Annotated in this window: 15 protein-coding genes and 1 tRNA gene; 10 read left to right on the forward strand and 6 right to left on the reverse strand. The window is 45.3% G+C overall.

What is annotated here, in order from left to right; translation table 11 throughout:
- Positions 1–3: 3 nt before the first annotated feature.
- The 5 genes from atpG to priA all read left to right on the forward strand — a co-directional run bounded on the left by atpG (position 4) and on the right by priA (position 6,290).
- Positions 4–873, forward strand: coding sequence for a F0F1 ATP synthase subunit gamma (gene atpG, locus DXE33_RS07985; RefSeq protein ID WP_114639411.1), 870 nt, complete (start codon positions 4–6; stop codon positions 871–873).
- A 55-nt stretch (positions 874–928) separates the two neighbouring features.
- Positions 929–2,329, forward strand: coding sequence for a F0F1 ATP synthase subunit beta (gene atpD / locus DXE33_RS07990; RefSeq protein ID WP_114639412.1), 1,401 nt, complete (start codon positions 929–931; stop codon positions 2,327–2,329).
- Positions 2,330–2,350: 21 nt separating this feature from the next.
- Entirely contained in the window at positions 2,351–2,767 is a 417-nt protein-coding gene (locus DXE33_RS07995; RefSeq protein ID WP_114639413.1) for a F0F1 ATP synthase subunit epsilon, read from the forward strand.
- 15 nt (positions 2,768–2,782) lie between these two features.
- A complete protein-coding gene (hemE, locus tag DXE33_RS08000) occupies positions 2,783–3,895 on the forward strand; it encodes a uroporphyrinogen decarboxylase (RefSeq protein WP_114639414.1) in 1,113 nt (370 codons plus the stop codon).
- Between the two features lie 265 nt (positions 3,896–4,160).
- Positions 4,161–6,290, forward strand: coding sequence for a replication restart helicase PriA (priA, locus tag DXE33_RS08005; protein ID WP_114639415.1), 2,130 nt, complete (start codon positions 4,161–4,163; stop codon positions 6,288–6,290).
- Between the two features lie 2 nt (positions 6,291–6,292).
- On the opposite strand, the gene gcvH is transcribed toward priA, so the two are convergent.
- Positions 6,293–6,685 carry a glycine cleavage system protein GcvH gene (gene gcvH / locus DXE33_RS08010; RefSeq protein ID WP_114639416.1) on the reverse strand — a complete coding sequence of 131 codons (393 nt, stop codon included), beginning with the start codon at positions 6,683–6,685 and terminating at the stop codon, positions 6,293–6,295.
- A gap of 89 nt (positions 6,686–6,774) precedes the next feature.
- On the opposite strand from gcvH, the gene DXE33_RS08015 reads away from it, so the two are divergent.
- Positions 6,775–7,419, forward strand: a complete 645-nt coding sequence (locus DXE33_RS08015; RefSeq protein ID WP_408634186.1) for an MBL fold metallo-hydrolase — start codon at positions 6,775–6,777, stop codon at positions 7,417–7,419.
- Between the two features lie 43 nt (positions 7,420–7,462).
- Here the strand turns inward: DXE33_RS08015 and DXE33_RS09640 are convergent, their stop codons facing one another.
- From DXE33_RS09640 to DXE33_RS08025, 3 genes are all read right to left on the reverse strand, one after another.
- A complete protein-coding gene (locus tag DXE33_RS09640; RefSeq protein ID WP_162785435.1) occupies positions 7,463–7,648 on the reverse strand; it encodes a hypothetical protein in 186 nt (61 codons plus the stop codon).
- A 41-nt stretch (positions 7,649–7,689) separates the two neighbouring features.
- Entirely contained in the window at positions 7,690–8,724 is a 1,035-nt protein-coding gene (locus DXE33_RS08020; RefSeq protein ID WP_114639417.1) for a fatty acid desaturase, read from the reverse strand.
- Positions 8,725–8,914: 190 nt separating this feature from the next.
- Positions 8,915–8,991 (reverse strand) — tRNA-Arg (locus DXE33_RS08025).
- A gap of 102 nt (positions 8,992–9,093) precedes the next feature.
- Between DXE33_RS08025 and DXE33_RS08030 the strand changes: the two genes are divergently transcribed.
- The gene (locus DXE33_RS08030; RefSeq protein WP_114639418.1) at positions 9,094–9,588 is read left to right on the forward strand and encodes a c-type cytochrome; all 495 of its coding nucleotides are present in this window, start codon (positions 9,094–9,096) and stop codon (positions 9,586–9,588) included.
- A gap of 42 nt (positions 9,589–9,630) precedes the next feature.
- Here DXE33_RS08030 and rsmI read toward each other — a convergent pair whose 3' ends face one another.
- Positions 9,631–10,536: a 16S rRNA (cytidine(1402)-2'-O)-methyltransferase gene (rsmI, locus tag DXE33_RS08035; RefSeq protein WP_114639775.1), complete on the reverse strand. Its 906-nt coding sequence runs from the start codon at positions 10,534–10,536 to the stop codon at positions 9,631–9,633.
- A 111-nt stretch (positions 10,537–10,647) separates the two neighbouring features.
- Between rsmI and DXE33_RS08040 the strand changes: the two genes are divergently transcribed.
- Genes DXE33_RS08040 through DXE33_RS08050 form a run of 3 tightly spaced genes read left to right on the forward strand, consistent with a single transcriptional unit; the run spans position 10,648 to position 12,294 of the window.
- Positions 10,648–11,250: a phosphoheptose isomerase gene (locus DXE33_RS08040; RefSeq protein ID WP_114639419.1), complete on the forward strand. Its 603-nt coding sequence runs from the start codon at positions 10,648–10,650 to the stop codon at positions 11,248–11,250.
- Between the two features lie 21 nt (positions 11,251–11,271).
- The gene (locus tag DXE33_RS08045) at positions 11,272–11,922 is read left to right on the forward strand and encodes a BON domain-containing protein (protein ID WP_114639420.1); all 651 of its coding nucleotides are present in this window, start codon (positions 11,272–11,274) and stop codon (positions 11,920–11,922) included.
- Between the two features lie 30 nt (positions 11,923–11,952).
- Entirely contained in the window at positions 11,953–12,294 is a 342-nt protein-coding gene (locus DXE33_RS08050; protein ID WP_114639421.1) for a c-type cytochrome, read from the forward strand.
- 10 nt (positions 12,295–12,304) lie between these two features.
- Here DXE33_RS08050 and DXE33_RS08055 read toward each other — a convergent pair whose 3' ends face one another.
- On the reverse strand, positions 12,305–12,961 hold the full coding sequence (locus DXE33_RS08055; protein WP_114639422.1) for a GNAT family N-acetyltransferase: 657 nt from the start codon (positions 12,959–12,961) through the stop codon (positions 12,305–12,307).
- Between the last annotated feature and the right edge of the window lie 262 nt (positions 12,962–13,223).

Here is a 13,223-nt window from a genome sequence, read left to right on the forward strand (position 1 = left end):
ATCATGGCCGGCACAAAAGAGATACGATCAAAGATCAAGAGCGTGCAAAACACGCGCAAGATCACGAAGGCAATGGAGATGGTCGCCGCATCCAAGATGCGTCGCGCCCAGGAGCGCATGCGTAATGCGCGTCCATATGCTGAAAAAATTCGTGAAATTGTTGCCAATCTTTCTAAAGCAAATCCTGAGTACCGCCCTGCTTACATGGCTACTCGTGAAGTAAAGAAAGTTGGCACAATCTTGGTTACTACAGACAAAGGTTTATGCGGCGGTTTAAATACCAACGTATTACGTTTGATTGCTAACCAAGTGCGCGACTTGCAAGAAAAGAATGTTGATATTGAGTACACCGCAATTGGTTCAAAAGGCCTGCAATTTTTGAATCGCTCAAAAGCAAAACTCATTTCTCAAACAATTCAAATTGGCGATACCCCTCATTTGGATGTTTTGATTGGCGCAATTACTGCTCAATTGGAAGCGTTTGAAAGAGGAGAGATTGATGCGGTTTATTTGGCATACACCCGCTTTGTAAATGCAATGAAACAAGAGCCTGTTTTGGAAAAGCTTTTGCCTTTGGAGCCTGCGGCTTTAACTCCAAAAGACAAATCTGGCCCATCTTGGGACTATATTTATGAGCCAGACGCTGAGTCCATTTTGAATGGCTTATTAAAGCGTTATGTCGAAGCAATGATTTATCAAGCTGTTGCTGAAAATATGGCATCTGAGCAATCTGCACGAATGGTCTCAATGAAGGCCGCTTCAGATAACGCGAAGAATGTGATCGGCGAATTGCAATTGGATTACAACAAAACTCGACAAGCTGCTATTACCAAAGAGTTGTCAGAAATTGTTGGTGGGGCGGCTGCGGTTTAAGCGGTCAGCATTTAGGAATACGAAAGAATTTACGGAATTAAAAGCGGAGAAAGCGATGAGTAACGGAAATATCGTGCAATGTATCGGTCCAGTGGTGGACATTCAGTTCCCACGCGACAAAATGCCAAACATTTATGATGCGTTGACATTAGTCGAAAGCGGCGAAAAATCATTTGCTGAAAAAGGTTTGACCTTTGAAGTTCAGCAACAAATTGGTGATGGCGTAGTTCGCGCAATTGCCATGGGCGCAAGCGATGGTTTGCGTCGTGGCATGGAGGTAACATCCACTGGCCAGCCAATTTCTGTTCCAGTGGGTCCAGCAACCTTGGGCCGCATTATGGATGTATTGGGTCGCCCAATTGACGACGCAGGACCAATTGCTACTGAAGAGCGTCGCGCGATTCACCAGCCGGCTCCAAAGTTTGATGAGCTTTCTCCTTCTGTTGATTTGTTAGAAACCGGCATTAAGGTTATTGACTTGGTTTGTCCGTTCGCTAAGGGCGGTAAAGTTGGTTTGTTCGGCGGTGCTGGTGTTGGTAAGACCGTGAACATGATGGAATTGATTAACAACATTGCTAAGCAACACTCAGGTTTGTCTGTGTTCGCCGGTGTTGGTGAGCGTACTCGTGAAGGTAACGACTTCTACCACGAGATGAAAGAATCTAACGTTATCGACAAAGTAGCGATGGTGTTTGGACAGATGAACGAGCCTCCTGGTAACCGTTTGCGCGTTGCGTTGACTGGTTTGACTATGGCTGAAGCGTTCCGTGACGAAGGTCGTGACATTTTGTTCTTCGTTGACAACATCTACCGTTACACATTGGCTGGTACCGAAGTTTCTGCATTGCTCGGTCGTATGCCTTCTGCTGTGGGTTATCAGCCTACTTTGGCTGAAGAGATGGGTAAATTGCAAGAGCGTATTACCTCTACTAAGACTGGTTCAGTTACCTCTATTCAGGCCGTTTACGTTCCTGCGGATGACTTGACCGATCCATCACCAGCTACTACCTTCTTGCACTTAGACTCCACCGTTGTGTTGTCACGTGATATTGCTGCATTGGGTATTTATCCAGCGGTTGATCCATTGGATTCAACCAGCCGTCAGCTTGACCCACAAGTTGTTGGTCAAGAGCACTATGAAGTAGCTCGTGCAGTACAGATGACATTGCAGCGCTACAAAGAGTTGCGCGACATTATTGCAATTTTGGGTATGGACGAATTGTCTCCAGAAGACAAATTGGCAGTTGCCCGTGCTCGTAAGATTCAACGTTTCTTGTCCCAGCCATTCCACGTTGCTGAGGTGTTCACTGGTTCACCAGGCAAATACGTTCCACTGAAAGAAACCATCCGTGGCTTCAAGATGATCGTCAGCGGTGAATTAGATCACTTGCCTGAGCAAGCGTTCTATATGGTGGGTTCAATTGATGAAGCCATCGAGAAAGCTAAGAAGCTTTAATCGAATTCATCTAGGGAAATTATGTCAAGCATCCATGTCGACGTAGTAAGCGCTGAGCGCTCCATTTTCAGCGGTGAAGCAAAGTTTGTTGCGCTTCCTGGTGAGAGTGGTGAGCTCGGTATCTTGCCCGGCCACGTACCATTGATTACGCGCATTCGTCCAGGTTCGGTCCGGATTGAAAAATCCGATGGTGATGAAGAGTTTGTATTCGTGGCGGGCGGCTATTTAGAGGTTCAGCCTGATCATGTCACCGTATTGGCAGACACTGCAATTCGTGGCCATGATCTGGATGAAGCCAAGGCGATAGAAGCTAAAAAGCGCGCCGAAGAAGCCATGCAAAATCGTGGTACTGACTTTGATTTGGCACTAGCCCAATCCGAGTTTGCAATGGCTGCTGCACAGCTTGCTGCTATTGCACGTTTCCGTCGCAAAAAATAAAAACCGGTCACCTCTTTGTTGTTAAATGATCGGTTTTTAAAGGCCTGCCTGGGCGAAGCGGTAGATCAAACACCGCTTTGGCTCATGCGCCAAGCCGGCAGATATCTGCCCGAATACAATGCAACCCAAGCAAAAGCGGGAAGCTTTTTGGGTCTCGCCAAAAATCCTCGATACGCTACAGAAGTTACGCTTCAGCCTTTGGATCGCTATCCATTGGATGCGGCCATTTTGTTCTCCGATATTTTGACGGTTCCAGATGCAATGGGTCTGGGATTGAAATTTACTGCGGGCGAAGGCCCTAGTTTTGATCATCCGCTTCGCACCGAAGAGGCCGTAAAAAAACTTCGCATTGCAGATATGGATCAGCTCAAATATGTTTTTGACGCTGTATCAGAAATTCGTAAAGCGCTGATACAAGACGGCAAGCAGCGCGTGCCCCTCATTGGCTTTACTGGAAGCCCTTGGACCTTGGCCTGCTACATGGTTGATGGATCAAGCACCGATGATTTTCGTCATGCTAAAACTATGATGTTTAGTCGTCCAGATCTCATGCAGCATATTTTGGATGTCAATGCAAAGTCGGTTGCTGCTTACTTGATTGAACAACTAAAAGCAGGTGCGCAAGCGCTGATGATTTTCGATACCTGGGGCGGAATGTTGCCTGATGGTTGGTATCAAAAGATGTCTTTGGCGTCGATGCAAAAAGTTATCGAGTTGCTTCCCCGTGAGTATGAGGGCAACAGAATCCCAATCATCATGTTTACTAAAGGCGGAGCTGTTTGGATGGATGATATGGCTCAAGCAGGCGCTGATGTAATTGCGATTGATTGGACGATCTCACTAAGTCGTGCTCGTAAACAGCTACTTGCTTTAGGAAAGCCATTAGCATTGCAGGGCAATTTAGATCCACTGATATTGTTCTCAGAGCCCGAGCAAATTGCAACACAAGCAAAGTCTTTGTTAGATGACCTGGCAAGCGCGCCTGGGCTAAAGCCAGGACTGCATGCCTTAGATGGCCATATTTTCAATTTGGGCCATGGAATTTCTCAATTCACCCCTCCCCAAAGTGTGTCCGCTCTAGCAGAGGCGGTGACTAAATACTCCCGTGCTCTTAGATCAAAGCGGTAATGCTAAGTAATTACTAACTTTCACAGACAGTTTGGGGTAAAAGTTATGCACAGTTTTGGCCGTTGATGAAAATACAGCAAGATTGCGATTAAACATGAACTATAACTTACGGAAAGTACTACAAGTAATTGATTTATAAATAAAATTGCCAATTTTCATAAAAATTTAAATAAAAGCTGTTAGCTGGTAAATTAGCCTATAAATCAGAGTTCATGGATGATATCCACAGACTTATCCACAAGTAAAATCAAAAAACGAAGTAAAAATGCCCTTACCCATTGTGGTTCAAGTAGTAGTAGATAAGCCCTTGACCCAGGGTTTTGACTATTTATGGGATCAAGAAAAACTTGGGATTGAGCCAAAGCTTGGCCAGCTTGTAGAAGTGCCATTTGCCGGCACATCCGTGGTGGGAATGATTATAAAAGTAAGCAATCACTCCGAATTTGATGCGAGGAAATTAAAATCCGTATCTCAAATAGCACCACTACCCCCTCTGGATCCTGCAAGTTTGCGGCTGATGAATTTCGCGAGCCAATACTACATACATGGGCTTGGTGAAACCATCATTCCAGCAATTCCACAGATGTGGAAAAAGCCGTCGGAATGGGAAAAAATTCCCAAAAAAGTTAATGCAGCAAAAGAAAAAAAACAAAGGAAAGAAAAAGTTGATGTAGCTGAGGGATATATTGCAGAGAGTCAAATGAACAGTGCACAAGAGGCTGCTTTATATAAATTAAGGCAACTTAAATCTGAAAATGGTTTTAGTGCAACGCTGCTTCAGGGACAAACTGGCAGCGGAAAAACCGCAGTCTTCTTAAATTGGCTAAAAAATATTTTAGACGACAAAAAAGCACAAGCATTAATTTTGGTGCCTGAAATTAATTTAACACCTCAACTAGAGCGAAGAGTGCGCGCCTACTTTCCAGATAAAAAAATGGTTGTGCTGCACAGCGGAATAAGCGAAGGTAAACGTGGTCTAGCTTGGTATGAAGCATTTATAGGTGATGCACAGATTGTCTTGGGAACCAGGCTTGCGGCATTAACCCCCTTGCCGAATTTACGAGCAATCGTAGTAGATGAGGAGCACGACCCTTCTTACAAACAGCAAGATGGCATACGTTATTCAGCACGAGATTTAGCAGTTTGGCGTGCGCATGATTTGAAGATTCCGATACTGCTATCGTCAGCTACGCCGTCTCTAGAGACTTGGATGGCTGCAAAGGCAGGTCGCTATGAGTACTTGCGCTTAGATCAGCGCGCACAAGGCGCTGGACTGCCAAAGGTTTATCTCATCAATACACGCGATCCGCAAACTCAATTTAGCCCTGGGGATCCCGATAAGCCCAAATCAAAAATTGCCTTTAGCAAGCCGCTAGTAAGCGCAATTGCGAAAAATTTGCTGAACAAAAAACAAAGCCTTGTTATGATTAATCGCAGAGGTTATGCACCAGTGCTTAGCTGCAATGCATGCTCTTGGTTATCTAAATGCAATCAATGCAGTTCTTACACAGTGATGCATAAAGCCGGCGCATTGGGTCGGAAAGCTGTGCTGAGCTGCCATCATTGCGGTTTGGTTAAGCCCGTACCCAGCCACTGCCCTGATTGTGGCAATGTGGATTTAAAAGCGCTGGGACACGGTACTCAGAAATTAGAAGATGAGGTGGATAATGCTTGGCCAGGTGCACAAGTATTGCGCATAGATACAGATTCAAGTCGTAAGAGTAAGGGCGCAGAAGAGCTCTTTCAGGAAATTCATGAAGGCAAAGTAGATATCGTTGTTGGTACGCAGATGATTGCCAAGGGGCACGATTATCAAAACATTGGCTTGGTGGCAGTTGTAGATGCAGATAGCCGTTTGTTCTCGCAAGACTTTCGTGCGGCTGAGAGATTATTTGCGCAGCTTGTGCAGGTTGCTGGTCGAGCTGGCAGGTCAAGCAAAGATGGCGAGCTCGTTGGGGATGTCTACCTAGAGACACAATTTCCAGAGGCACCCGTCTTTCAGTATTTACTCATACATGATGTTGATGGATTTTTAGCGCAGATGGCCAGTGAACGAGAAGAGGCCAAGTTGCCGCCATTTTCTTATCAAGCCTTGATTCATGCTGAAGCAAAAAGCTTGAATCAAGCGCTTAGATTTTTAAGTAGCCTAAAGGAGCGAATAAAGGCCCTGGGTCTCATAACATCAGGGCTTAGGGTCTATGATCCCGTTCCTAAAAGCATGATGCGCGTTGCTAATATTGAGAGAGCGCAGTTGGTAATTGAGTCTGACGATCGGAGGCAATTGCAGGATGCGCTCGAGACAATTGATCGAGAGTTGCGGGCAAATTCTCAAGGCCGAATTAGCAAGCAAGAACGCATTCGTTGGTTAATTGAACGTGATCCGATTTCAATTTAATTTTAAGCCCCTAGTCCAGTTTCGTATTGCTCTAGATTCATAAGTTGTTCTAATTCTGTAGCAAGACTACTATCAGAAGTAGGTTTAATTTTGAACAGCCAAACCTCATAAGGCTTTTCATTCACGCGTTCTGGCGCGGCATCCATATCAGCATTTAGTGCAACAATTTCACCACTCACAGGAGAATGAATATCACTAGCCGCTTTAACGGATTCAATCACCGCAATTGCTTCACCCTGCTTTACTTGTTGACCAAGTTTGGGCGCCTGAAAGAACATCACATCACCTAGGGCCTCTTGGGCATGGTTGCTAATCCCAACCCAGACCAAACCGTTGCTTCCGAGATCTGCCCATTCATGGGTCGGTGCAAATTTAAATGTATCTTGGCTATTCATTGTTTTATCCTTTGAGAATATTTTATGCTCAGTTACTCTGTTAAGTCTTCTATCAAAACGCTCTTTTATCTAGTCCAGTGAATTTATCTATGCCAATCAAATTAGGAATCGTGCCCGTTACTCCCTTTGAGCAAAACTGCTCGATTTTGGTTTGTCAGGAAACTGGAGACGCTGCAGTGGTTGATCCTGGTGGCGATATTGAAAAGATCTTGGATGGCGTGGTGCAACTGGGCGGAAATGTAAAAAAGATTTTATTAACTCACGGGCATTTAGATCATTGTGCGGCAGCGAAAGATTTGGCAGAGCAATTGGGCGTTCCGATTGAGGGCCCACAAGAAGATGAGCGGTTTTGGATTGATCAATTGCCAGAGCAGACAGTACGGTTTGGGTTTGGACATGCCAAAGCCTTCGAACCGAATCGCTGGCTGAATGATGGCGATCATGTGCAAGTAGGTAGTGTAGATCTGGAAGTCTTTCACTGTCCAGGCCACACTCCAGGGCATGTGGTGTTCTTCGGCAAGGAAGATCGCTTAGCAATCGTGGGTGATGTCTTGTTCGCGGGCTCAATCGGTAGAACCGATTTTCCGCGCGGCAATCGTGCAGATTTAATTCATGCAATTAGGACAAAGCTTTGGCCACTTGGTGATGATGTGCAATTCGTACCAGGACATGGACCGATGTCTACTTTTGGCAAAGAGCGCAAGTCAAATCCATATGTTGGGGACGGCGCTTAAGACATCTTGGAGACTGGGCCGCAATGTATGCTGACAGGGAATTTTAGGTTTTTGCTGAGCCGGTACGGTGTGTGCGGTTGTACAAACAGTTAGCGCAGATCCAGCGTTGCTTGCGATTGCTAGTTGGAATCCATGTGCCGCCTTCAAGGCGTTTTTCGCGACTGCAAGAAGAGCAAAATTTTAGGCTCTGAGAAGAATCTTGGGTGGCGGCGGGAGTCGAGGTAGTCATGGGCAATCCGGGTAAGGCAAATCTTTGTAGAGATGTCTATTTTACCCGTTTTGTCCTGCTGGCACTGGGGTTAAGACAACTCTGACGGAATCAGCCGTTTTGTTGCCATCAAAATCCAACCAAGCCTTGTTTTCAAAGTCATAAAGCTTACATTTACGAGCTGTGTCGAAATACCAGGCCCAAGAGAACTTCTGAATAAAAATACGCTCTGGAAGGATGGTTTCAAGGGTTTTTTGAGCCTCTGGGAGGCGATATAGGGGTACGCTCATGTCGACGTGATGGGCAGTGTGCTCCATGATGTGGTGCATTAATGAGCCCCAGATCCAGCTAAATGTGAGATGAACGGTTGTAGACACGAAAGGTTGTGCGCGTAACCACTCTGATTTTTTGTCATACCAAGAAACAGAAGGATGGGTGTGATGAACGTAGACCACAAAACCAATCATTCCATTCCAGAATAAGAATGGGACGGCAAAACCGGCAAGCAAACCAACCCAAATAGACTGTCCAGTGGCAATTGCGCCAGCGATTAAACAGCTGACCCAGATCATTGCAAATGCAGTAACCAGTAAATTATCTTTTAAGAAGATTGGGCGATCGCCTGGTTTATTTTTAGCGTTCGGGAAGTACTCGCGTCTCCACCAAATTTCGATAAGGTAGTAGAAGACAGGACCCCAGCCGCTACGATATAAACGCTCTAGAGCCTTACGCCATCGGGGTAGCGCGTCGTATTCTGATTTTGATAAAGGCGCCCAAACAAAGTCAAAGCTCTTTAAATTTGTTTGACCGTGATGCACGACGTTGTGTCCAACATCCCACAAGCTATAAGGAGTGAGCGATGGAAGAAACGCGATGCGACCTAAAACTTTATTGAGTTCGCGATTGGGCGTGAAGCTCTGGTGACAGGCGTCGTGACCCAAGATGAAAATACGACCTGTGACAAAACCAGCAACTAAACCAAAAATCACTTTGAGGAAAATGTTTTCAACAAAAACGGTACCTGCAATGCATCCAATCCAAAGAGCAGCATCAATGAAGAGCAACATAATTGCTCGCCCAGTTTCACCTTGGGCCATTGGAATGAGCCAGCTCCGAATAATTTTGCGATGCGGCAGTGGCGCCTCAGGAGGCAGGGGATTGGTCAGGGACGGCTCAGAAAGGGCTGAATTTAGATGTGTCGACACGATAAGAATCAATAAGTTAGATGCGAATGATAGCGGTTTTTGCGATTTTTCGCATGATGTATATCAAAAATCCCCTCTATTTTGGCGCGCCCGGCAGGAATCGAACCTGCGACCCTTGGCTTCGGAGGCCAATACTCATATCCACTGAGCTACGGGCGCCAGCGAAAAATCTGATCGCCCTACTATTGTAAGTGCCTAAACCCCTTCTCTCTAGTTATAATCTGGGCAAATAAACCCTAAACCGTCAAACGATAAATTCTTATGAGCAACGAGCACGGAAATCTAATTAAGTCACCAAAACAACTCATCATCATGGTGTTTGCAAGCTTTTTTGTGCCCTTGATCATTATTTTGTTGTTGATGGTGTTTGTTAACAACGGCAAGCGCGGCGACTCATCTGCCACAACCGAGCAATTAATCAAGCCAGTGGCTCAATTAAATTTCCAGGGTGCAAGCGCAGGTTCAGTCGAGCCTCAATCTGGCGAACAAGTTTATAAGGCAGTATGTGCCGCATGTCATGCAACTGGTGCAGCTGGTGCCCCCAAATTTGGTGATACTGCTGCCTGGGCTCCGCGTATTGCTAAGGGCTATGAAGCTTTGCTGACATCGGTCCTCAAAGGCAAAAATGCGATGCCAGCTCGTGGTGGTTCAAACCCAGCAGATATCAGTGATTACGAATTAGGCCGAGCAGTTGTCTATATTGCTAATGGATCTGGTGGCAAATTGCCAGAGCCTAAGGCGCCTGCAGCTAAGTAAGGATTAAGTCATTTGAAAAAAGCTGGCTATATGCCAGCTTTTTTATTTGTTCTCGCCAACTGCTTTTGCATCCAAAGCAATTTGATAGGCGTCTTTTTTGCTGAGTCCCAGCGCCTGAGAAAGGACAGCAGCAATTTCTTTGCTGCCTAGATGTGGGCTCAAGGCATTAGCCCAGCGCAGTAACGAGCTGTGCTCTGGAGCTTCGTCCCCACTGTCTTGGCGGCCTGCTAATAGCACAACAAATTCGCCTTTTAAGCTTTCAGTATTCTCAAGCCATTGAGCTATCTCGCCTGCCTCTAATGAAATCAATTGCTCGAATTTTTTGGTTAATTCACGACAAACTAATATACGGTGTGTTGGTTCTAAATGTTTTGCAAGCGTTAAAAGAGTTTCCCGAATTTGATGTGGTGATTCAAAAAAGATGCTTGTTTTTTTGCTGGTGCAAATATCTTGTAAGAGCATTTCACGCTCTTTGGTTCTATGTGGCCAAAAGCCTAAAAATTGAAACCGCCCTTCTGAGTTCAGCATGACCGAACCAGCAGCAGAAATTGCGCAAGCAACAGAACTAGCGCCCGGGATGGGTATCACTTTAAAGCCGGCTTTTTGTACCTCATCAACCAAACGTGCGCCGGGATCTGAAACGCCCGGAGTGCCTGCATCTGAAATATAGGCCCAGCGTTCATTATTGCCAAGATGCTGAATGACGGTTTGCGCGCCACCCATTTCATTATGTGCATGTAGGGCCAAACATTTTTTGTGAATGCCAAATTGTTGGAGTAATGCGGCGCTATGCCGAGTGTCTTCACAAGCAATTCCGTCGACTAAATTGAGGATGTATAGGGCTCGAAGCGTGATATCGCCCAAATTCCCTATTGGTGTGGCAACCATGTACAGGGCCCCAGCTGGTAAATCTTGCTGTTTTAGAAAATCAAATGAGCCTAGTTCCATGGGGCTATTGTCTGCTGAAGGTTGATGAATAAGCAAGAGAATACGTTGCTTTTGGTTTAAGCTCCTTGTAGGGCAGGGCAAATTAGCTCTTCTTTGGCGCATAATATTGCTATGGAAAAAGACACTATCGAACGTTTGCGCAAGCGCGCATCCCAACATTTTTTAGACAGTATTGCGGTTAAGCAAGAAGCCGAAAAAACTCTCCCCCAATCAGTCGCACATGGTGTATTGGCGATGGTCGATTGCTTGCGGGCCGGCGGTAAGGTTATGGCATGCGGTAACGGTGGGTCGGCTGCTGATGCACAGCACTTTGCAGCAGAGCTTATTGGTAGATTTGAAAGAGAGCGCCAGGAGCTAGCAGCAATTGCCTTAACTACAGACTCATCGATCCTCACCGCTGTTGGTAACGACTACAGTTACGACGAAGTTTTTAGTAAGCAGGTGCGAGGCCTTGGTAAAAAAGCCGATATCCTTTTGGGCATATCAACCTCAGGAAATTCCAAAAACGTTATCAAGGCAATTGAAGCTGCAAAAAAATTGGGTATCAAAATTATTGCGCTTACCGGAAATGGCGGCGGAAAAATTGCTGGTTTATTAGACAAAGACGATATTCACTTGTGCGCACCATCGAATCGCACTGCGCGCATTCAGGAAACACACTTGGTCTTACTTCACGGTTTATGTGATGGCGTTGATCACGTCTTGCTCGATTAATTTTTCAATAAAGATAAGTAAATGCAAATCCAAACTTTCGGTAAGGTTGTTTTCGCTGCTATTCTTGCATCTCAATTGACCGCATGCGGAATATTGGCGGTGGGTGGTGTGGCTGCTGGTGCAAGTGTGATGGCTGATCGTCGTACCCCTGGCGTTCAAGCAATTGACCATGGCATTGAGATGGAAGCAAACGCTGCGCTATCAAAAAGATTGGGTGATAACGCACACATCAACGTTACTTCATTCAATCAGAAAGTTTTGCTAACGGGTGAAGCAAAAGATGCTGATGTGAAAGGGGAAGCAGGCGCTTATGTAAAGGCCATGAAGAATGCGCGCTCAGTGTTTAATGAGTTGATCATTGGCCCTAGTAGCTCCTACACTGCACGTGCAAACGATACTTATTTAGAGTCGAAGATCAAAACTCAGATGATCTTTACAGAAAAGTTACCGTCTAACTCCATGGCTATTGTTGCAGAAGGTAGCAATGTTTATTTGATGGGGATTCTTACTCAAAGCGAGGCGGATCTAGCCAAGAAGGTTGCGAGCAATACCAATGGTGTGAAAGAAGTGTTTGTATACTTTGACATTATTTCTGAGGCAGAAAAAAATCGTCTTGAGCAACAAGGTAAGGCCGAACAATCGCAACCAACTACCCCGCCTAAATTTCAATAAATATTTTTGAAGTGCTAATTGAGGTTTAAAGTGCGTCTGCTTACAAAAATTATTTTTGTATTTTTTGCTACGTCGCATTGCGTAGTTGTCTATGCCAATTCAGAAGACCAACAGGCAGTTGCTCTTGCAAAAAAAAGTGCATGTCTAGGATGTCATGCAACAAATAAAAAAATTGTTGGCCCAAGCTTTCAGTCGGTTGCGCAAAAATATAAGAATGATGCCGGCGCGCAAATGTTTTTGAAAAACAAAATCACAAAAGGTGGCGCAGGTTCTTGGGGTGTTGTTCCTATGCCTGCTAATCCAGGCTTAAGCGATGCCCAATTGACTTTATTAACCGGTTGGATATTGCGTGGGGCCCCCGCAGAAAACTAGCGTGAAAAACTTAGCGCGCGTGTCCTGGGCGACCTAAGAACCACCACCATACTTGACTAGCAAGTTTTAAGTTTTCTTTCACTGCGTAATCAAAGCCTGCCCACTGCTCATTAGCGGCTTCTTCCACAATGGTGCTTGGATTTGCGGGCGGTAATGTGAGGTAGGCATCTGCATCACCATAGGCATATTCGACTTTCATGCCCGCTTTTTGAGCCAAATGCATCATTGCCTTATTGTTTGCAAGGCAATGAACATAAAGTGTTTGAATATTGCTATTGCGGGAATGTACGGCTGAGCGCTGTAGCAGTGCGGTTCCCAGTCCTTGCGCGCGGCCCTCGGGGAGCACTGAGACGCCAAACTCAGACGCATGTACCCGTCCTTTAACTTGCGGTAAATAAGCCAGATGGGCCATACCTACAAGCCTTAAGTCCGAGTCAAAGACGCCAAACACAGAATCTTTATTGAAATCTAGATGCTCTACGTAATGCTTAATAACCTCGTCAGGTGTTTGAGTACCAAAGCGTAGACGACGATCTTCTTCATCTAGCTGCAGTAGATGGTTAAGAATTTGCTCGCGGTGCCCTGCGTGGAGTTCTCGAACTGGGACAGCCAGCCTTGCCAAATAGGGCTTGGTAGGTGAGTGCCGGCTCGCTAATATATTGTGCATAGCACAATATATTAACAGAGTACAAGCAAAATTTCAGGGTTTTCCCTGATTTGTGGTTAATGCGCAAAGAATCATCAAAAAGAGGGTTTAGTACTGTCAATCTTTTTCTAAAAATTGAAAAAATTTGAATTTTTTTAAAAAAATTTTCAAATTTTTTGAATTGGCAAACCACTGATTTTAATTGAGATTAATTCCCCTGTAGGAAAAAAAATTAAACTTTTTTAGGAAAAATAGTGGAATAGGTGTTGACGACCCCCCAAAA

This window comes from Polynucleobacter necessarius, assembly GCF_900096765.1.
Taxonomy (GTDB): domain Bacteria; phylum Pseudomonadota; class Gammaproteobacteria; order Burkholderiales; family Burkholderiaceae; genus Polynucleobacter; species Polynucleobacter necessarius_F.

What these genes read in the sequence shown, in the direction of transcription:
- atpG (WP_114639411.1), top strand. Translation starts at nt 4, where the DNA reads ATGGCCGGCACAAAAGAGATACGATCAAAGATCAAGAGCGTGCAAAAC.
- atpD (WP_114639412.1), top strand. Translation starts at nt 929, where the DNA reads ATGAGTAACGGAAATATCGTGCAATGTATCGGTCCAGTGGTGGACATT.
- DXE33_RS07995 (WP_114639413.1), top strand. Translation starts at nt 2,351, where the DNA reads ATGTCAAGCATCCATGTCGACGTAGTAAGCGCTGAGCGCTCCATTTTC.
- priA (WP_114639415.1), top strand. Translation starts at nt 4,161, where the DNA reads ATGCCCTTACCCATTGTGGTTCAAGTAGTAGTAGATAAGCCCTTGACC.
- gcvH (WP_114639416.1), bottom strand. Translation starts at nt 6,685, where the DNA reads ATGAATAGCCAAGATACATTTAAATTTGCACCGACCCATGAATGGGCA.
- DXE33_RS08015 (WP_408634186.1), top strand. Translation starts at nt 6,775, where the DNA reads ATGCCAATCAAATTAGGAATCGTGCCCGTTACTCCCTTTGAGCAAAAC.
- DXE33_RS09640 (WP_162785435.1), bottom strand. Translation starts at nt 7,648, where the DNA reads ATGACTACCTCGACTCCCGCCGCCACCCAAGATTCTTCTCAGAGCCTA.
- DXE33_RS08020 (WP_114639417.1), bottom strand. Translation starts at nt 8,724, where the DNA reads ATGGCCCAAGGTGAAACTGGGCGAGCAATTATGTTGCTCTTCATTGAT.
- DXE33_RS08030 (WP_114639418.1), top strand. Translation starts at nt 9,094, where the DNA reads ATGAGCAACGAGCACGGAAATCTAATTAAGTCACCAAAACAACTCATC.
- rsmI (WP_114639775.1), bottom strand. Translation starts at nt 10,536, where the DNA reads ATGGAACTAGGCTCATTTGATTTTCTAAAACAGCAAGATTTACCAGCT.
- DXE33_RS08040 (WP_114639419.1), top strand. Translation starts at nt 10,648, where the DNA reads ATGGAAAAAGACACTATCGAACGTTTGCGCAAGCGCGCATCCCAACAT.
- DXE33_RS08045 (WP_114639420.1), top strand. Translation starts at nt 11,272, where the DNA reads ATGCAAATCCAAACTTTCGGTAAGGTTGTTTTCGCTGCTATTCTTGCA.
- DXE33_RS08055 (WP_114639422.1), bottom strand. Translation starts at nt 12,961, where the DNA reads ATGCACAATATATTAGCGAGCCGGCACTCACCTACCAAGCCCTATTTG.